A 20,073-nucleotide genomic window follows, 5' to 3' on the forward strand; every position below is an offset into this window, starting at 1 on the left:
ATTATTCATTCTCGCCGGTTATCCATTGCCAGATGATCTCTCCTTTACTTTTCCCGATTACCGAAATAATCTCCTCTTTAGTCGCCTCTTTGATTCGTTTGATACTTTTGAAATGAACCAGCAGGTTTTTTTTGGTCTCAGGGCCGATTCCCTTGACCTGATCCAATTCGGATGTCGTCTGTGATTTACTTCTTTTTTGCCGGTGGAAGGTGAGTCCAAACCGATGGGCCTCATCGCGCGCCTGCTGAATCAATTTTAACGTTTCTGAACTTTTGTCGATATAGAGTGGAACGGGGTCTTCGGGGAAATAAATTTCCTCCAGACGCTTGGCGATACCGATGATGGCTATTTTTCCGTATAGGCCAATTTTCTGAAGCGATTCTACGGCAGCGTGTAATTGTCCTTTACCTCCATCAATTACAATGAGTTGGGGTAGGGGAGCACTCTCGTTAAGTAGTCGAGAATAGCGTCTTTCCACAATCTCGCGCATCGATGCGAAATCATCTGGTCCTATAATGCTTTTCACGTTGTAATGTCGATAATCTTTTTTCGATGGTTTTGCTTTTTTGAAGACGACACAGGCTGCCACCGGATTTGTCCCCTGGATATTGGAATTGTCGAAGCACTCGATATGCCATGGGATTTCTTTCAATTGCAAGTCATTTTGTACCCCTTTCAAAATTCTGGTTGTCCGTTGCTCGGGATTGAGCATCTCCGCTTTTTTGAGTTTATCGATCTTGTATTGCTTTACATTCTTTTCCGATAAGCTGAGGAGTTTTCGCTTTTCTCCCCGCTGGGGGATGATAAATTCCACATTCGGCAATTTCAAATCGGGAATAAAGGGAACGATGATCTCTTTCATATCACTACCGAACTGTTGGCGCATCTCCACAATCCCCATACCGAGGAGTTCTTCCGGTGTCTCATCGAGTTTCTTTTTATATTCAAAAGTATAAGCCTGATTGACAGCACCATTTACCACGTGGAGATAGTTGATATATGCCGATTGTTCCGATCCTTCAATGGAAAACACATCCAGATTGTAGTGTATATTGCTCACTACCTGTGATTTCTCCCTGAAATTCTGGATCAGCAATAATTTCTCTTTTAAACGGTGTGCCTCTTCAAAGCGTAGTTGCTCCGCTAGGAATTGCATCTTTTCGAGGACTTGCTTTTCGATAATGGCTACATTCCCCTTCAATATCTCAATGATCTCTTCAATATTTTTATTGTAGTCTGCCAGTGATTGTAAACCCTCGCATGGCCCTTCGCACCGTTTTATATGATATTCGAGGCATACCCTGAATTTGCCTGCAGCAATATTTTCGGGTGTTAGGTTGAGCTGGCAGGTACGTATCTTATAGACCCGTCTGAAAATATCCAGTAGTGCATTCACCGATTGTACGGAGGTGTAAGGCCCGAAATATCTGGAGCCATCCTTCACTACATTACGGGTTTTATAGACCCGGGGGAAGTATTCATTTCTTACCACGATGAAAGGGTAGGACTTGTCATCCTTCAGCATCACGTTGTACCGTGGTTTTAGCTGCTTAATCAGGTTGTTCTCCAGCAGGAATGTATCCTCTTCAGAATTGACGATAATATATTTTATCTGTCTGATCTTTTTTACCAGGATACGTGTTTTCGGGTGTTCGTGGTGCTTATTGAAATAGGAGGATACTCTTTTTTTCAGATCCTTTGCCTTGCCGACATAAATAACCGTACCACCCTCATCAAGGAACTGGTAGCAGCCCGGTTGATGAGGAATAACGGCCAATGTGTTTTTGATTTCGTCGGTCATAGTAGGGTTGGAATCGTTACTGAATCGAGAGTGGAAATCTCAGATAAACCAGATGATTTTATCTGTCGTTTATCAAAGATGATCTGTCTGTTTAAAACTTGATAACCGAATTTACTTCTACCTCTTTCGGGAAATGTTCCAAGCCATTCAGATCTTCGAGTTCTATAAGGAAATTGATATAGATCTTTTTCACACCAAATTTTTTTACAAGATTGTATGCCGCCACCATGGTCCCGCCGGTTGCCAATAGATCGTCGTGAAGCAATACCACATCGTCTTTTGTTAACGCATCCTCGTGGATTTGTATGGTGTCTTCGCCATACTCTTTCGTATAGGTCTCTTCAATCACCTTGTAGGGAAGTTTCCCGGGTTTGCGGATAGGAACAAATCCAGCCCCTAATCTGATTGCTACGGCTGGGCCCATGAAGAAACCTCTGGATTCAATCCCTATAACTTTGGTAATTCCTTTATCCTTGTATCTTTCACACAGGATATCCGAAAGTTCTTTCAGATGTGAGGGAGATTGAAACAGGGTGGTAATGTCTCTGAATAAAATTCCCGGTATGGGGAAATCCTGAATATTCCTGACTGAGGAAGTAAGTGTTTCGATACTCATTTTTTGTTCTATAATTATTTTTCTTGAATGTTCCACGTGAAACATTGCATTTTTAACGTCCTAATAATACAAGCAAAACAGAAATGTCGTTGGGCGAAACACCGGGAATCCTACTTGCTTGAGCGATAGTTTCCGGGTTGATCCTGGTCAGTTTTTGTCTTGCTTCGGTTGAAAGCGATTGTATTTCGTTATAGTTGAATTTGTCTTTGATGCGGATATCTTCAAGACGGGTGATCTTATCGGCCATCAGCCGTTCCCGTTTAATATAGCCACTGTATTTTATCTCTATATCGGCCGACTCGATAATTTCCTCTTTGCGCTCGTCGATACTCCCTAGCACTTCTTGGAGGGGAGTAACCTCCTGAGCCATCAACGACAGGTCGATATGTGGCCTTGTAAGCAGGTCGTGTAACTTCACTCCATGCTTTAACTGTGCTGTTCCGATATGTTCGAGAAAAGGATTGATGCGGTCTGCCTTGATGGAAAAATTGAGGACAAAATCGATAATTTCTGCCACTTTTTCCTCTTTACGATGGAAGAGGTGGAGTCTTTCTTCGGTCGCCAATCCTATCTCATGCGCTTTTTTTGTGAGCCTTTCGTCGGCGTTGTCCTGACGAAGGAGGATACGGTATTCGGCCCGTGAGGTAAACATCCTGTAGGGTTCATCTACCCCTTTCGTGATCAGATCGTCAATCAGTACACCGATATAAGCTTCATCCCTGCGGAGTATGAAAGGATTTCCTCCGTGACAGTTGATGTGGGCATTGATACCCGCTATCAACCCTTGTCCCGCCGCTTCTTCGTAGCCTGTAGTGCCATTGATTTGTCCGGCAAAAAAGAGATTCTTTACCAGTTTCGTTTCGAGAGTGGGGTGTAATTGACGAGGATCAAAAAAGTCGTATTCTATGGCGTATCCCGGACGGAATATGTGTACATTTCGGAAAGCCGGGATTCGTTGCAGGGCGTTCAATTGTGTCTGTAAAGGTAGGGAAGAGGAAAAACCGTTGAGATAGTACTCATGGGTTGTTTCCCCTTCCGGTTCCAAAAATAATTGATGGCTTGTCTTATCGGAGAATGTAACAATCTTGGTCTCTATGCTTGGGCAATAACGAGGACCGATACTTTGTATCTGTCCGTTATAAAGCGGAGAATCCTGAAGGCCGTCCCGCAAAGCCTCATGTACCTCTTCGGAAGTATAGGCTATCCAGCAGCTTTTTTGTTGAAGAGTCCGTTGTATATCGGGAAGGTAAGAGAATTTATGGAAATCCATATCTCCTTTTTGCTCTTCCAACAGGGAAAAATCGACCGATCTTGCATCGATACGTACCGGGGTTCCTGTCTTCATCCGGTCGGTGGTGAACCCCAGATCGCGCAGTTGTTCCGTCATGCCGTGTGAGGCCGGTTCGGAAATGCGACCTCCGCCAATCTGCACCTTGCCGATATGGATTAACCCGTTGAGAAAAGTACCGTTTGTAAGGATTACCGCTTTGCAGAAGAATTCTACCCCCATGCCTGTCTTTACGCCGGCAATGGTTGAATCTTTACAAATAAGTCCGGTGACCATATCCTGCCACATCTCGAGGTTAGGTGTATTTTCGATGATCTCACGCCATGTTTCGATAAACTTCATCCGGTCGCTTTGTACCCGGGGACTCCACATGGCGGGACCTTTCGAACGGTTGAGCATCCGGAACTGAATAGCGGTCTTGTCACTCACAATCCCCATTTGTCCTCCCAACGCATCAATCTCACGTACAATCTGCCCTTTGGCAATACCACCTACGGCAGGATTGCAACTCATCTGGGCGATCTTGTTCATGTCCATCGTGATCAATAGTGTCCTGGATCCCAGATTGGCGGCGGCAACAGCTGCTTCGCATCCGGCATGGCCTGCTCCCACCACTATGATGTCGTAATTGAAAGTCATTTTTTTGATTTGAGAGAGCAAAGATACTAAAAAAGAAAAAGTTAGATGTAGCTGTGATGTTAATTACCGATAAGAATAATTCAATATGCTTTATTTCAGATAAATATGTAGATATATCGGGAGATGGTCGCTATATCCGCCGGTGTATCCTCCCCGATAAGTGCGGTTGGGACTTACCCTCCGGTCATTATCGAAATGTAGAAGATAAGATGGATTGAATATGTCTGCATATTCCGGCTTACAGTCTATTTTCCGGGACGACAGCATATTTCCTGATACAATAATCTGGTCGAATAGTAGCCATCCTTTATGGTAAGTAGAGCCTATTCCTTTTTTATACCGTAGATACAGTAGGTTATAGAGTTTTGATTTCTCGATAGGGTCGAAAGTTTTCTCCACCCCCAATACCTCATCCACACTATTATCATCAGGAGTATCGTTAAAATCACCCATGATTATGATATTTTCTTCGGGGTTCTTCTCCAAAACCTTGTAGACTTCATTTCTTAGTTCACTCGCTACGAAATAGCGTCTTCGTTCCGAGAGATCCGTACCTTCCCTGCGTGATGGGAAGTGGGTGATAAACAGATGGATCACAATATCACCTGGTATTATTCCTTTTATATGCAGTATGTCACGGGTGCGGTCTTCAATTCCCGGCAGATGCACATGGATTGGTATGGATTCCAGTACTTTGAATGTTTTGCTGTTATAGATCATCGCCACATCTGCACCTCTTTCATCGGGGCTGTCGTAATGTACATAACTGTATTGTGTAATCCCCTGCTGTTTCATTTCAACTAGCAGGCTGTTTATTACGTTTTTATTTTCTATCTCAGCCAATCCTATGATATCCGGAATATTGGGTTGACGGATATCTCTGATTACTTTTGTTAACTTGGTTACTTTATCATTGAATCGTTTCTTGCTCCATTTATTTGTTCCGTCGGGCGTGAAAGCGTCATCCATCGTAAGGGGATCATCCATGATATCATAAAAATTTTCGGTATTATAGAACATGAAAGAGAACGGAATTGCCATATCTGCACAAAATTTGCTACAAATGTAAATTGAGGTTTTGGTAAATGATGACTGTTTCATCGATTTAGATCGTTTCAACAGTCATTTTACGGGATCAAAGATACAAAAAAAGAAAAAGTATTCGCAACTATAATAGTTTTCATTAATGTGACTTATCTTTGTTCCCCTCTATATATAATTCGGTCTTAAATTCTTATCCGGAGCATATTTATATAGGAAAGCAATTTTCTAAAATATACGACGATGAATATGAAACAACTCCTTTTGGCTGCATACTGTATACTTTTTTTCTCTTCTGTATATGCACAATCTGGTAACACTGGGGAACAATACCGGAAATACTATCTCTCTATTAACGTGGGGCCGACTTTCGGAGTGGGATCATCGAGTACTGCAATAACGGAGATGCTTAGCCTACCTGCGACTAACAGAGGTTTCTCTCCCGGTTTCGATGGTGCTTGGTTTTTCTCAAAAAAATGGGGTATAGGTTTAAAATATGGATTTTATCAATCTGGTTATGACAAAGAATCTTATCAGGAATATACTGATCACTCTTATGATTACCTTGTGTATGAATATAGGTCGCTTACCTTTAAAGAGGAGTCTCATATGTTTGGTCCGGCTATTTATGCAAGATTACCTTTGGGCGAAACGAGATGGATGATCATGGCCAATGCAGGAGTGGTGATGTTTCATAACAAATTATCGGAGATAGAGCGAGAAATTTACCATATTCGTCACTCAACTGATCTTATTGAACCTGATAAAATTACTGATGCTGGTGATCCGAGTGTACTTATGCAGTTAAGAGATGGGGGACCTACTCACACGGGTGTTACTGCCGGATTTGCCTTATCGGCAGCCATTCGTTATCAGCTTCTTCCTTTTGCCGGAATAAGTATACAGGTCAATGGCGTTTATGCCTCATTGTCTAAGATGCGCTATTATAGTCCTATGACCTATCAGTATGAAACCGGAGATTTTTCTCGAAAGATAGGCCGAATGGGTCTTTCGGCTGCCATTGATTTCTGTTTTTAGTGGTGGCGGTTTATCTGATTGGAGACAGCCATCAGGTGATTCGGTAACAGCATAATTACTGCAGGCTTTCTCGTAATATGGACAGTGCATTCTCCTCTGCTTTCCGCATTTCTCTAGCTTCGGTTTCCGATTTGTCGTTAAGTCCGCAAAGATGGAGGATACCATGAATAATTACCCGGTATAACTCTTCATCGAAATCGGTGTCATATTGGATTGAATTGGACAATATTGTTTCGAGACTGATAAAAATATCTCCCGAGATACGACCGCCTTCGGAATAATCGAAGGTGATAATATCGGTATAAAAATCATGTTGGAGATATTGTCGGTTGACCTCCAGAATTTTTTCGTCATTACAAAAAAGGTATGAGATATCACCCGTTTGTTTTCCGTAACTTTTTGCGACGGATTTTATCCAGTTTGCTGTTTCCCTTTTTTTGATCTTCGGGAAATCAATATTTTCAGCATTAAAAATGATGGTCATATTGTTAACATTTATTTGCTTGGAGAATCCTCTATTTTTTATCCGAAAAAGAGATAGGCCACGAAAATGGCGGCTATAATACCTGCCAAATCGGCCAAAAGCGCATAGGGAACGGTATAGCGTGAATTTTTAATATTTACCGCACCGTAGTAAACAGCTACAATGTAGAAAGTGGTGTCGGTGGCTCCCTGAAATACGGCCGATAATCTACCGGCGAACGAGTCGGCTCCGAAAGTCTGCATTGCGTCGATCATCATTCCCCGGGCGCCACTACCACTCAACGGCTTCATCAGCGCCGTAGGCATACCGTCTACCCAACGGGTATCCAGCCCCGTTATCGCTACCAGATCACGCAACCCTTCCATCAGGAAATCCATTGCCCCTGAAGCGCGGAAAACGCCAATTCCTACCAATATGGCGATAAGGTAAGGGATAATGGTCACTGCGGTCTTAAAACCATCTTTTGCGCCGTCGATAAATGCATCGAATATATTGACCTTACGACGTAACGCCTTTACGATGAAAAGTACGATAATGGTGAAGAGAAAAATATTGGCGGCAAGTCCGGAGACAATATTGATCTGCTCCTGTGACATTGACCGGAAAAGAAGTACAGTCCCGGCGATAAGACCTCCAATGGTCAGCAGGAAACCCATGATGGCTTTGTTGAAGATATTGATTCCCTGCTTCAGGCAGACGGCGATCATACCGATGACAGTAGAGGCAAAGGTAGCAATCATGATCGGGATAAAGACATCTGCCGGGTTGGCAGCTCCCAATTGTGCCCGGTAGACCATGATGGTGACCGGGATCAATGTCAGTCCCGATGCATTCAGCACCAGAAACATGATCATAGGGTCTGAGGCCGCATCCTTCTTTGGGTTGATCTCCTGCAATTCCTGCATTGCTTTCAGTCCAAAAGGGGTGGCTGCATTGTCCAGACCCAACATATTGGCCGATATATTCATCAGGATGGAACCGGAAGCAGGGTGATTTTTGGGGATGCCGGGGAAGAGCCGCGAAAACAGAGGGGCGACAGCCTTTGAGAAAAGCTCCACCATACCTCCCCGTTCACCTATCTTCATAATGCCCAGCCAGAGCGATAATACTCCCGTCAATCCCAGTGAGATCTCGAAACCAGTCTTGGCCGACGAATAGGTAGAATTCATGATCTCGGTGAAGATGTTTATGTCTCCAAAGAAAATAAGTTTTACCAAAGCCACCACGAAAGCGATCAGAAAAAATGCTATCCAAATATAATTCAATACCATATCTTGTGGAAATCTTTGATCAGGTAGATAATTAGTAGACAAAGATTTGTCAAAGATACAATTTATGACGATTTATTAAAAAGAAAACATTATAATTTGTAACTTTAAAGCGGTGAAGTTATGAATGTGCCACTATGAATAATGTGCCAAACATCGTTCAACGGAACGAAGTGTAGTTAATATGCCAATGAAAGGGTATGAATAATGCTCCGGTGAGCGGTTATTTGATGATTAGCTGATTTGATGATGGATAATTCAATCTTCATATCAACAAATTATCATATCAATTTAGTCTTGATTCTTATGTCTAAAAGTCTTGGATCTTGATTCTTATGTCTAAAAAAGATGCATTGGAAAGACTTTTTATATTTTCAAAGAGGATCAAAAACGGCGGTAATTCTGTTGCTTATCCTTATTGTATTGACGCTTATCCTGAATATTCTTCTCAGTAACAGGAAGTCGTCGGATATGATTCTGATGCAGAACGACTCGCTGGTGCGGGAATTTGACGAATTCCGGCGGTCATTGACGGTAAGGGATCCTTCGTCTGATGTCCCGGGGGGACCGAACCGGTTTGTGGATCGGGAAAGTGGTTCAGATCTTCGTTCATCGGACAAAAGCGGTGCGAGGTATGAGGATAACTCTCGTAAAAGTGGACGATATACTTCCCGGGGTGACAGATCCTCTTATGCTACCTATCCGTCGGTAGAAAAGCTCTCCGCAGGGCAAACCATTTTGCTGAACGAAACCGATACGGCTGAATGGAAGAAGATACCCGGTATCGGCAGTACCTTTGCTTCCCGTATTGTAGGTTACCGAAACCTACTGGGAGGCTTTGTCAGTACGGAACAATTGCTGGAGGTATACGGCATGGATCAGGAACTTTTCTCCCGTATCGTTGTTTATATTGAACCAGGTGGTAATATCCGCAGACTGCACGTCAATCAATCGGATTTCAGGGAGCTGTTGCGTCATCCTTACCTGAATTATAAGCAGGTGCAGGTGATCATGAGTATCCGCAGACGAAAAGGTGATATCTCCTCTATCCGTGAACTATCCATTCTTGACGAGTTTACGCCCGAAGATATTCTCCGCCTTGAACCCTATCTGGAGTTTTGAAATATCTATTTAAAATCGTAAATCAAAAAAATCAAATACTCTTGTATCTAATTTTTTAATCGTATGAAACACCTATCTCTCCGTTTTCTTTCAGCCTTAGTGGTGGCTATGTTATTATTGTCGACAGGATGCAATCCAAGAACCACCAAAGAGATTGATCCCGAATTTGCCCGTTACATCTCGGCATTCACCTATGGAAACATCTCTTCCGACGCATTTATTCAGGTCGAACTGGTACAGGAAATCCCTGCCGTGGAGTTGAATGCAGAGGTGAAAGAGAAATTATTCTCGTTCTCTCCTGTGTTGAAAGGACAAACTTTCTGGGTGAACGGGAACACCGTCCGCTTTATGCCCGAAGCAGGAGCCTTGACCCCGGGAAAGGAATATAAAGTCGCTTTTCACCTGGATAAAGTGCTGAAAGTGGAGGATAAATTCAAGCAATTCGATTTCTCTATACGGGTAAACGAACAGAGTTTTACTGCCGATATACTTCCGTTTTCACCGATGAGCACGTCCGATCTGACCTGGAACGGGGTAGAGATAATGATGGCAGTGTCGAATCCGGTTTCTGTAGATGATATAAGTAAGATGTTTACTATCAAAGGGGGACAAAAACCGCAGGTACGTGTGATGCCAGCCAGCCCGATATCGTTTCGCATTCTGATTGACAGCCTGCGTCGGACGGATAAGCCTGAACAATATCTGCTCACTATTGACGGTAAAGCGATCGATTCGAAGAAGAAACTCGACTATACGATCGATATTCCCGCCTTTTCAAAGGATCATTTCGTGGTGACGGATGTGCGTATGGTACAGGCGTCCGATCCGCATATCCGGCTGACGTTCAGTGATCCGGTTTCGCAAACGAAGGACTTGAGGGGGTTGATCGTACCTTCCGGCGTGAATAATTTCACCTATCGTATCGACAAGAACGTGATCAAGATATATCCGGAGACCTTACCCAAAGGACAGATAGAACTGCAAATCCATCAGGGTATTCAGAATAATTCCGGCCTGAACCTTGACAAGACCTACCTCTATCAATTGCAGATCGAAGATGATAAACCGATGATCAAGTTCGGAAAGAGCGGGAATATCCTTCCCGATGCCGAACAGCTACTGCTGCCGTTCAGTGCTGTCAATCTCTGGGCGGTGGATGTGAAGGTGGTCAAAGTATATCGCAACAACCTGCTCTATTACCTGCAATCGTCTTCGCTCAACAATAACCAGCCGAGCAGTGAGTTGCGCCGGTTCGGACGGCTGGTCATGAAGAAGCGTATCCGTCTGGATGGCGACAAGAAGCTGGATCTCTCCAAATGGAACAATTTCTCCATCGATCTCTCCAAAATGATGGAGAAGGATCCGGGTGCGTTGTATATGGTACAGCTTTCGATGCAGCCTGAATATTCGTTGTATACCTGCGGCGGAACACGGCCACAGGTACCCGATGATGTGAATATGAACCGTTTTTCCGATAATGAGATTTCGGCAGAGGATGAAACCGTATGGGATGAACCGTCGCCTTATTACTACGAACCGATCGACTGGAGCAATTATAAGTGGGAAGAGCGGGATGACCCCTGTAAGCCTACCTATTATATGAATTACGAACGGAGGATACACACAGTGGTCATGGCGTCGAATGTGGGTATTATCGCTAAATCGGGACAGGGGAATACCATGACGGTGGCAGTGACTGATATCCTTACCACCCAACCTCTGTCGGGTGTGGAAGTGATCCTTTATAACTATCAGATGCAGGTGTTAGGCACGGCCAAGACTGATGCTAACGGTTTCGTGGAAATCGACTATAAGAAAGGTCGCCCGTTTGTCGTGACGGCTTCCAAAGGCAATGATATAGGTTATCTGGAAGTGGCTGAGCAGGCTTCGTTATCGCTCAGCCGTTTCGATGTCAGCGGCAAGGAGATACAGAAAGGACTGAAAGGGTATATATATGGCGAACGTGGTGTCTGGCGCCCTGGCGATACCCTTTTCGTATCGTTTATTCTTGAAGACAAAGAGAAGAAACTGCCGCAAGGCCATCCCGTCACACTCGAAGTGTATACACCCCGCGGACAATTCTACCAGCGGCAGGTGAAGAGCGACGGAGTAAACGGCTTCTATACTTTTGCCGTTCCTACCGATCCCTCTGTGGAGACCGGTATCTGGCAGGGATTGGTAAAAGTGGGGGGCACTACCTTTCAAAAGTCGCTTCGCATCGAGACGATTAAACCCAACCGGCTGAGAGTCCGCTTGGATACCGACTCCATTATTGATGCGGCGAATGGCGTTATCTCGGGTACGCTTACCTCGCAGTGGCTGCACGGCGCACCCGCTTCGAACCTGAAGGCGGAAGTAGACCTGACGCTCTATGCGGCCGACAATCCGTTCAAGGGATATGCCGGTTACTCGTTCAATAATCCGGTCGTCAATTTCGAGACAAGCAAGACGAAAATATTTGAAGGGGTGCTGAACGCCTCCGGCGTGGCGGGTGTGACCGCCAAAGTACCCGTGGCCGAAAATGCACCGGGTATGTTGCGCGGGAATATTCTTTCGCGTGTTTACGAAAGCGGTGGTGATATGAGTTTTTACGCTCAGACAGTTTTTTATTCGCCTTATAAAACCTACGTAGGGGTAAAAGCGCCTGACTCCCGACCCGGTGAGTTCCTGGAAACCGACAACCCGATCCATTTTGATGTGGTCACGCTAAACGCGTACGGCAAGCCTGTTTCGGGGAATGTGGAGTATCGTGTCTATAAACTCAACTGGAGTTGGTGGTGGAACAGTACCGGCGAAGATCTGGGCTCCTATGTGAACAATACTGCAGCTAACATCGTCGCCAATGGAGAAGTAGTCCTTGCAAACGGAAAGGGAAAAATAGATTTTCAGGTAGATTATCCCGATTGGGGACGTTACCTGCTTTTGGTGAAAGATAAGTCGGGTAAACATGCTACGGGAACCATCTTCTATGTTGATTGGCCTTCCTGGCGTGGACGTTCAGCCAAAAGCGATCCGGAAGGGTTGACCATGCTGGCATTCTCTACCGACAAACCGTCGTATGAAACAGGCGAGAAAGCGACTGTCATCATTCCGAAGAGTTCAACTGGACGGGTGCTGATCAGTATCGAGAATGGATCGGGCATCCTTCATCGAGAATGGGTGAAAACATCCGCGGAAGAAGATACCAAATACGTGATAGAGGTTACCGACAAGATGGCGCCGAATTTCTACGTTTTCGCCACCATGCTGCAACCGCACGCACAGACGGTGAACGACCTTCCTATCCGGATGTATGGAGTGGCGAACGTGGGAGTGCAGAACAAGAACAGTATCCTCGAACCGGTGATAAAAATGCCGGAGATGTTACATCCTGAGAAAGAATTCAGCATTTCAGTATCGGAGAAATCGAAGAAACCGATGACCTATACACTTGCGATTGTGGATGAGGGATTGCTTGACCTTACCGCATTCAAGACGCCCAACGCGTGGAGTGAGTTTTATGCCCGTGAAGCACTTGGTGTGCGTACGTGGGATCTGTTCGACCGTGTACTGGGAACTAACAGCGGCTTTATGGGCCCATTGCTGGGTATCGGCGGTGATGAAGCGTTGAGGCCGTCGCGCGACAATGTGAATCGCTTTAAGCCGGTAGTGAAATTTATCGGTCCATTCGCGTTGAAAGGTGGCCAGACCAATAACCATACAATCAAACTATCGCAATATGTAGGGTCTGTACGGGTGATGGTGGTCGCAGGAGGTGACGGTGCCTATGGCAACGCTGAAAAGACCGTTACGGTGAAAAACGACCTGATGACGCTCTCCACGCTCCCGCGTATCGTGGGTCCGGGGGAAGAGGTGTGGCTCCCTGTCAATGTCTTCGCCATGGGAAACAACGTGAAGAATGTGCAGGTTTCCATCAAGACAAAGGGATTACTGAAACCTACGGACGGGACTACCCAAAGCGTGTCGTTCGACAAGCCGGGTGATAAAATCGTCTTCTTCAAGTTAACATCCGGCAAGGAGACAGGAGCCGAGCAAGTAGAAATTAAAGCTTCAGGCAACGGTCTGTCGTTCACCGAAACCATCGATATAGCTGTCCGCAATCCGAATCCGCCCGTGGTGCTCACACAGGCGCGGCTTATCGAACCGGGTGAATCGGTGACATTGGATATCCAGACCGATGGCGTACAACCGGGTGATTGGGCTACCCTCGAACTTTCACGCCTGCCGAGTGTCAATTTCAGTCAGAATATGAATTATCTGCTTGAGTATCCGCACGGATGCACGGAGCAGATTATTTCACAGGCTTTCCCGATACTTTATATTGAGGAATTCACCGTCTTGAAAGAAGATGAGAAGCAGCGGATGACAGCCAAAGTGGATGAAGTGATCAGGATGCTTTCTTCACGGCAGTTGGCCGATGGCGGTTTTATGTACTGGTATGGTGATAACTATGCATCGGAATGGGTGACTACCTATGCCGGTCATTTCCTGATGGAGGCGAAAAACAGGGGGTATGAAGTGTCCGAGACGGTGTTGTCACGATGGGTTCAGTTCCAGAGGGCACTTGCCCAGAACTGGCTGCCTACCAACCCCAATCGGAGTTATTATTCGGTTTCGATGATCGAACTGCAACAGGCATATCGTCTCTATACACTGGCATTAAGTGGAAACACGGAACTCGGCGCGATGAACCGTATGCGTGAATTGCCCGACTTGTCGGTGCAGGCACGCTGGCGGCTGGCTGCAGCCTATGTGTTGGCAGGCAGAAGAGAGGTAGCCAATTCGCTTATCTTTAACAGTTCGGATCAAGTGGAGGAATATAACTTCAACAACGATACCTATGGATCGTCCGGACGTGACCAGGCAATGATTTTGGAGACATACCTGTTGCTGGACAATGTGGAGAAGGCGATGTCGCTGGCTCCGTCGGTGGCACAGTCACTCTCGTCCGGTTATATCTCCACCCAGACGGCGGCATTCGGCTTGGTGGCGATGGCGCAGCTAGCCGCAAAAGTAGGTACGGGCAATATCGATATCGACTGGACACTGAATGGCAAGAAGATGGATCATGTAAATACGCCTAAGGCGATTTATCAGGTCGATATCAAGCCGGAGAAGAACCTCTCGGCAAGCATTACCAACAAGGGAGAAGGTAAGCTCTACGCACGCCTTTCGACCCGTACACAACCGCAGGCCGGGACGGAATATGAACCGGTGCAGGGGAACTTCAGGATGTCGGTACAGTACGTCGATTTGAAGGGTAGCCCGCTGAATGTGGAATCGCTTCCGCAGGGAACGGAATTTACGGCGGTGGTAACCGTCCAGAACAGCATCGAACAGGCGTTCACCGACCTGGCGCTGACACAGGTGTTCCCGTCCGGTTGGGAAATCTTTAACGAGCGGGTGCTTGAAGCGGGTGCTTCCGGTAACGATGGTGGGTATAATTACCGGGATATCCGTGACGACCGGGTACTGACCTATTTTAATTTGGGTGCTGGTCAGACTAAAACATTCCGGGTGCGCTTGCAGGCGGCTTACAGGGGTAGTTATTATTTGCCGCCGGTATCGTGCCAGGCGATGTATGCACCGCAGGAAGAGGCGAGGAACAGGGGAATGAGGGTGAAGGTTGTGGAATGATGTAGGGATTTAGGATTTGAGATTTAGGATTTGTGGGGCGGTTTGATAGTTGTAAAACGGCGAGCAAAAGAGTGAAGTGGGAATGATAAAGAATGCCGTGATGAGGATGGGAAAGCGTATGGTATCATACGGTGAAACGTTATTGAGACGGTTTAAGGCATTGAGTATACGGAAAAAACTCATCCTTTTGGCGCTTGTTTTCCTGTTGGTCTGGTATCTCCTTTGCTTGCCCCGTACATTGTTCGACTCTCCCTACAGTACGCTGGTGTCCGACCGGAACGGGGAATTGTTGGGGGCTCGTATCGCTGCCGACGGACAATGGCGGTTTCCACCGGCGGACAGTGTGCCGGAGAAATATGAAACTTGTCTTATCCAGTTTGAGGACCGCCATTTTCGATATCATCCCGGTGTGAACCCTTTGTCGCTGGGCAGGGCGATGGTCCAGAATATCAAAGCGGGTAGGGTGGTGAGCGGTGGAAGCACCATTACCATGCAGACGGTACGATTAATGCGCCAGAACAAACGGACCTATCTGGAAAAATTCATTGAGGTGATCCTCGCTACCCGGCTTGAGTTATCATACTCCAAGAAGCGTATATTGGCGTTATATGCATCCCACGCCCCGATGGGTGGGAACGTGGTGGGGATCGATGCTGCTTCGTGGCGTTATTTCGGACATGGCGCACACTCCCTTTCATGGGGGGAAGCGGCTGTGCTGGCCGTATTGCCCAACTCTCCGGCGATGATGCACTTCGGCCGTGACCGGGAAGGGCTGTTGAAAAAGCGCAATCGCCTATTGCAACAGATGCTCGACAACAATATCATTGAACAAACAGATTATGAACTGGCGTTGGCAGAACCGTTACCCGCTCATCCTCATCCTCTGCCCCAGATCGTTCCTCACTTGGTGACGCAGGCCTATCTGCAAAATCCGGGGAACCATGTACAATCTACGGTCGATAAGCACCTGCAGATGCGGACCGAAGAGGTGTTAGACCGCTGGAATAAGGAATTTTCCCCAAATGGGATTTTCAACCTTGCTGCGTTGATTGTCGACCTGGAAACAAACGAAGTCCTTTCCTATAACGGGAATGTGGGGTTTGGTACCAACGCCTACGGTAGCCAGGTCGATATTATTCAATCTCCCAGAAGCACCGGTAGCATATTAAAACCATTTCTCTATTGCGCCATGTTACAGGAAGGAGTACTGTTGCCTACTGAATTGCTTCCCGATGTGCCCATCAATATCAACGGTTTTGCGCCGAAAAATTTCAGTCTGGGGTATGATGGTGCGGTCCATGCCGATGATGCACTGGCACGTTCGTTGAATGTCCCGTCGGTAGTTTCGCTACGCAGATACGGCGTACCGAAGTTCTACGATTTTTTGAAAAAGGCGGGAATGACCACCCTCAATCGGCCTGCCGATCATTACGGGCTCTCCTTGATCCTCGGCGGAACTGAAGGCACATTGTGGGATATTGCCAACACTTATGCCAGAATGGTGTATGCCGTGAAGGACTATAATCGGGACAAGAAATATTACGAGTGGGAGAATTTCAGGTTGTTGCGTGATGATGAACCACGGGAAAGGAAACAAGATGCGTCGCCATTGTTCAATGCCGGTGCTGCGTGGCTCACGTTACAGGCATTGACGAATGTGAATCGCCCCGAAGAGTTGAATTGGGATTTTGTTCCCTCTCTCCGGAGAGTGGCATGGAAAACGGGTACAAGTTACGGTTTCCGGGATGCCTGGTCGGTTGGTGTCACGCCAAAATACCTTGTAGCCGTATGGACAGGCAATGCCAGTGGAGAGGGCCGTCCGGGGCTTACAGGAGCACGTACGTCGGCGCAGGTGATGTTCGACCTGTTCAATATACTGCCTGCTACAGGATGGTTTGAAACGCCATATGGTGAGTTGGCCGAAGTGGCTATATGCCGTGAAAGCGGACAATTGAAAGGAATGTACTGCCCCGAAACCTCTATCGACACCTTGTTGGTTCCTGCGAAAGGATTGCAGGCATCGGTTTGCAGTTTTCACAGACGGATCCATTTGTCGGAGGATGGTCAGTATCGGGTGTACGAACAATGTGCCGGCAACAGGGGAATCCGTTCCGTATCATGGTTCCAGTTACCGCCATCGTGGGAATGGTATTACAAGCAGCGCCATCCCGGTTACCGCTCGTTACCCCCTTTCTCACCCGAATGTGCTACTGGAAACCTCTCCGATGCCGTGATGCAGTTTATCTATCCCTATCCGGGAGCGATACTCAGGATAACCAAACAATTGGATGGGTCGAGAGGCAAAGCCGTTTTTGAGCTGGCGCACCGTAACCCTTCCACACGAATTTTCTGGCATCTTGGTACAGATTACCTGGGTGAGACCTCGGATATCCACCAAATGGAACTTTCTCCCGATTCGGGTGAACATACCCTTACTGTCGTCGATGAAAATGGGATTTCATTATCGATAAGATTTACAGTCGAGTAGATTATAGTATTTATCAAAGTATATTTTTCAAATCCTGTCTTCCCACAATAGCCATGATTCCGACGATGTCTTCATTTATCCGAAAGCTTTTCACAAATTATCATTATTGTTTCTTTTCCTCATCCAGCGCTTCCAGATAATTTTTGACGAAGTAGATCCAATTATCCAATTTATCATTCAGATGCTTTGTCGCTGGAAACGGAATGATGATATCAGGGGCGACGCCAATATTGTCAAACGGATTCTCTGGCACACGTTTTGAACGAGTCGTGGGGCATCTTAAAAGGTAGTTGTTTGAAGTGAAAGGGATTCCTATCACATTAGAATAGTCCAGGACACCGGCCGTATTCGTATTTCCAAATATAGTAACCTTGTCGCTTTCTTTTGCTGCCAATAGGAATTGTTCTGCAGATGAAGCATTTCGTTCATTGATGATAATCCCCACATTTCGGGGCATGGGGTAAATTGTACTTTCTCTAATGATTGTATTGGTACCTGCTTTATTTGGATACGCTACAAAATTGCCTTTCTCTTTTTTCATTGCCTCGATTAAGGCCTGTCTCCATCCAATCCATTCTTTTTGGGTCTCTCCTTTAGTGATAGACTCTTCAAAATATCTGATATTATCTTCGGTGGCATAGTATTCAAGCCCTGTTACCTCGTATGGTTTGGTATAAATTATTTTTGCCAGCTCCCGATAGAAATTATCAGAACCTCCACCATTATTTCTTATATCGATAATCAGATTAGGACGACTCATTATTTTATCCCAATGTTTTGTTACGAGTTCATTGCCTCTGTTATGGGAAAAAGAGGGTATTCTTAGGAAGAACGTATTATCATCAAGAGCCATAGCCATAAAAACAGAAGTTATGGTATTGGGATAAGCGGGCTCATAAGTGGATCGAAAAGCTTCATCGAAAATCGGATGATCGGTTTTCCGGACGAATGTCCTATCATGATGGATTTCAAGTATCCTCCGGTTTAAGTGTAATGAAGCTTCTGTTTCACGGGTTTTTTCGTCTTTGATTAACGAATGATATATGACGTTGAAAACAGTATCATTCACAGGTTCAAATTCGTATAACACCTGACCTCTTTTCCATTCCTGTTGATTCACAACGACACCTACATATTTCTTCCCATCTTTGGTTACGAGAAATTCTCGCTTGTACCCTCTCCAGACGCCTTCTATTCCACTTATATTTTCTGTTACGTGCTGCAAACTATCTACATTGATGTATAGATTCTTTCCGTAAGAGGAAACGTCCATGATTTTAGGTTGCCGATCCTTCCCTTTTGCGTCAGACCGGATATGAGTGACGCCAAGATGGCCATCCTTGAAGAAAGCGGTATATTCATTCATATAATAGAAGCAGCTGTCGGGATGGTTTGTGATTTTCAATCTTATCTCTTTTTCTAAATCTGCGAGTTGTGAATGATTTTTGTCTGTTATTTTATCATTATAACCCGGATAATTGGTTCGTACTTTTTCGACTAAGAAATCGAAATCGACTAAGCAATTTGTTGTCACCTGAGACAAAACAGAGACGGAATCTCCTTTTTTCTCATTGTTACTCTTATTACATGAGAAAAGAAGTAGCAAAGTTACACTTATACCTCCGATGAAGGCTCTCATAAATTGATTCTTTTTCAACATAGTTTTCATCGCTTCGTTCTATTATGGTCAAATTTCTGTGCCCCTATCGCCATAATCATTACTCCGATTATAGAAACAATCAGTATCAATGAATAACTGGCAATTGTAGTAAGTCCAACCCATTTGAATAGATAGTATCCGATTATAATATATAATCCTATAATGATTAGACTGTTACGCATATATGTTGCCAGTCCGTCGATATCAACATTTTTCTTTTTCTCCTTAGGCATCGTATTGTATCCTGCAATCAGGTTAGGTGAAGCTTTAGCCAGAAATCCGCTACCTATCATAATAATTCCTAAGATCAAGATAATGATATCCATAGTATATTTTATAAAAGTTTGTCTCGAATCCAGTCAATTATGGCTTGTTGTTTCTGGGCTTGTCTTTATCAAATCATCCACAAGTTTTATTCTACGTAAGTTTCTTTTATTACGGCTTTCACATCTGCAATTTCAGTTGTTGTCAAGTTACCCAATTTCTTGATAATTCTTGTTCTATCCACTGTTCTGATTTGATCCAAAACGATCCAACCTTTCGTCTTGGCTTGTTTGATTTCCACTCTTGTCGGATAAGGTTTTGAGCTGCTTGTCAGTGGTGCTATAACAATAGTTTGAAGGTATTTATTTATTTCATTGGGAGAAATAACAACGTAAGGGCGAGTTTTTTTAATCTCACTTCCAATAGTTGGATCGAGATTGACCAGCACTAAATCATATTGCTTTATTTCCATTCCTCAAGCATTTCGTCTTCAAAAATGTCGTCAATGAATAGATTGTCATCCCCATTTGCATGCATTTGTTTGAACGACTTTTCCCACCCTTTTCTTGGAGCAGACTTGGGTTTCAGGATAATGCTCCCTTTTTCTAAAATCAGTTCAATGGTGTCGTTGATATTATATTCCTTCAAAAGGGCTTTTGGTAATCTGATGCCCTTTGAGTTGCCGATATTGATTACTGGAATTTCCATACAAATCTGTTTTGTGATT

Annotated in this window: 14 protein-coding genes; 4 read left to right on the plus strand and 10 right to left on the minus strand. The window is 45.1% G+C overall.

Annotation, left to right across the window (positions count from 1 at the left end; all coding sequences use genetic code 11):
• Position 1: 1 nt before the first annotated feature.
• From uvrC to VB073_RS05605, 4 genes are all read right to left on the minus strand, one after another.
• Entirely contained in the window at positions 2–1,801 is a 1,800-nt protein-coding gene (gene uvrC, locus VB073_RS05590) for an excinuclease ABC subunit UvrC (protein ID WP_323403153.1), read from the minus strand.
• A 91-nt stretch (positions 1,802–1,892) separates the two neighbouring features.
• Positions 1,893–2,417: an adenine phosphoribosyltransferase gene (locus VB073_RS05595; RefSeq protein WP_323403154.1), complete on the minus strand. Its 525-nt coding sequence runs from the start codon at positions 2,415–2,417 to the stop codon at positions 1,893–1,895.
• Positions 2,418–2,469: 52 nt separating this feature from the next.
• Positions 2,470–4,344, minus strand: coding sequence for a tRNA uridine-5-carboxymethylaminomethyl(34) synthesis enzyme MnmG (gene mnmG, locus VB073_RS05600; protein WP_323403155.1), 1,875 nt, complete (start codon positions 4,342–4,344; stop codon positions 2,470–2,472).
• A gap of 90 nt (positions 4,345–4,434) precedes the next feature.
• Entirely contained in the window at positions 4,435–5,385 is a 951-nt protein-coding gene (locus VB073_RS05605) for an endonuclease/exonuclease/phosphatase family protein (protein ID WP_323403156.1), read from the minus strand.
• A gap of 249 nt (positions 5,386–5,634) precedes the next feature.
• Here VB073_RS05605 and VB073_RS05610 point away from each other — a divergent pair, with 249 nt between their 5' ends.
• Complete coding sequence (locus VB073_RS05610) at positions 5,635–6,423, plus strand: hypothetical protein (RefSeq protein ID WP_323403157.1); 789 nt, start codon at positions 5,635–5,637, stop codon at positions 6,421–6,423.
• Positions 6,424–6,478: 55 nt separating this feature from the next.
• Here VB073_RS05610 and ybeY read toward each other — a convergent pair whose 3' ends face one another.
• Positions 6,479–6,907, minus strand: coding sequence for an rRNA maturation RNase YbeY (ybeY, locus tag VB073_RS05615; protein WP_323403158.1), 429 nt, complete (start codon positions 6,905–6,907; stop codon positions 6,479–6,481).
• Positions 6,908–6,945: 38 nt separating this feature from the next.
• Positions 6,946–8,178 (minus strand): nucleoside recognition domain-containing protein, encoded by a 1,233-nt coding sequence (locus VB073_RS05620; RefSeq protein ID WP_323403159.1) that lies wholly within the window; start codon positions 8,176–8,178, stop codon positions 6,946–6,948.
• Between the two features lie 345 nt (positions 8,179–8,523).
• Here VB073_RS05620 and VB073_RS05625 point away from each other — a divergent pair, with 345 nt between their 5' ends.
• The 3 genes from VB073_RS05625 (at position 8,524) to pbpC (ending at position 17,422) form a co-directional block, all read left to right on the plus strand.
• On the plus strand, positions 8,524–9,297 hold the full coding sequence (locus VB073_RS05625) for a helix-hairpin-helix domain-containing protein (RefSeq protein WP_323403160.1): 774 nt from the start codon (positions 8,524–8,526) through the stop codon (positions 9,295–9,297).
• 63 nt (positions 9,298–9,360) lie between these two features.
• Entirely contained in the window at positions 9,361–14,934 is a 5,574-nt protein-coding gene (locus tag VB073_RS05630) for an alpha-2-macroglobulin family protein (protein ID WP_323403161.1), read from the plus strand.
• Between the two features lie 82 nt (positions 14,935–15,016).
• Positions 15,017–17,422: a penicillin-binding protein 1C gene (gene pbpC / locus VB073_RS05635; protein WP_323403162.1), complete on the plus strand. Its 2,406-nt coding sequence runs from the start codon at positions 15,017–15,019 to the stop codon at positions 17,420–17,422.
• Between the two features lie 103 nt (positions 17,423–17,525).
• Here pbpC and VB073_RS05640 read toward each other — a convergent pair whose 3' ends face one another.
• From VB073_RS05640 to VB073_RS05655, 4 genes are all read right to left on the minus strand, one after another.
• On the minus strand, positions 17,526–19,061 hold the full coding sequence (locus VB073_RS05640; RefSeq protein ID WP_323403163.1) for a S41 family peptidase: 1,536 nt from the start codon (positions 19,059–19,061) through the stop codon (positions 17,526–17,528).
• 26 nt (positions 19,062–19,087) lie between these two features.
• Positions 19,088–19,408, minus strand: coding sequence for a DUF3784 domain-containing protein (locus VB073_RS05645; protein WP_323403164.1), 321 nt, complete (start codon positions 19,406–19,408; stop codon positions 19,088–19,090).
• Positions 19,409–19,494: 86 nt separating this feature from the next.
• Positions 19,495–19,818: a type II toxin-antitoxin system PemK/MazF family toxin gene (locus tag VB073_RS05650; protein ID WP_323403165.1), complete on the minus strand. Its 324-nt coding sequence runs from the start codon at positions 19,816–19,818 to the stop codon at positions 19,495–19,497.
• The gene (locus VB073_RS05655) at positions 19,809–20,054 is read right to left on the minus strand and encodes an AbrB/MazE/SpoVT family DNA-binding domain-containing protein (protein WP_323403166.1); all 246 of its coding nucleotides are present in this window, start codon (positions 20,052–20,054) and stop codon (positions 19,809–19,811) included. Before VB073_RS05655 ends, VB073_RS05650 begins: the two co-directional genes overlap by 10 nt.
• Between the last annotated feature and the right edge of the window lie 19 nt (positions 20,055–20,073).

The organism is Proteiniphilum sp. (assembly GCF_034927365.1).
Lineage (GTDB): Bacteria > Bacteroidota > Bacteroidia > Bacteroidales > Dysgonomonadaceae > Proteiniphilum.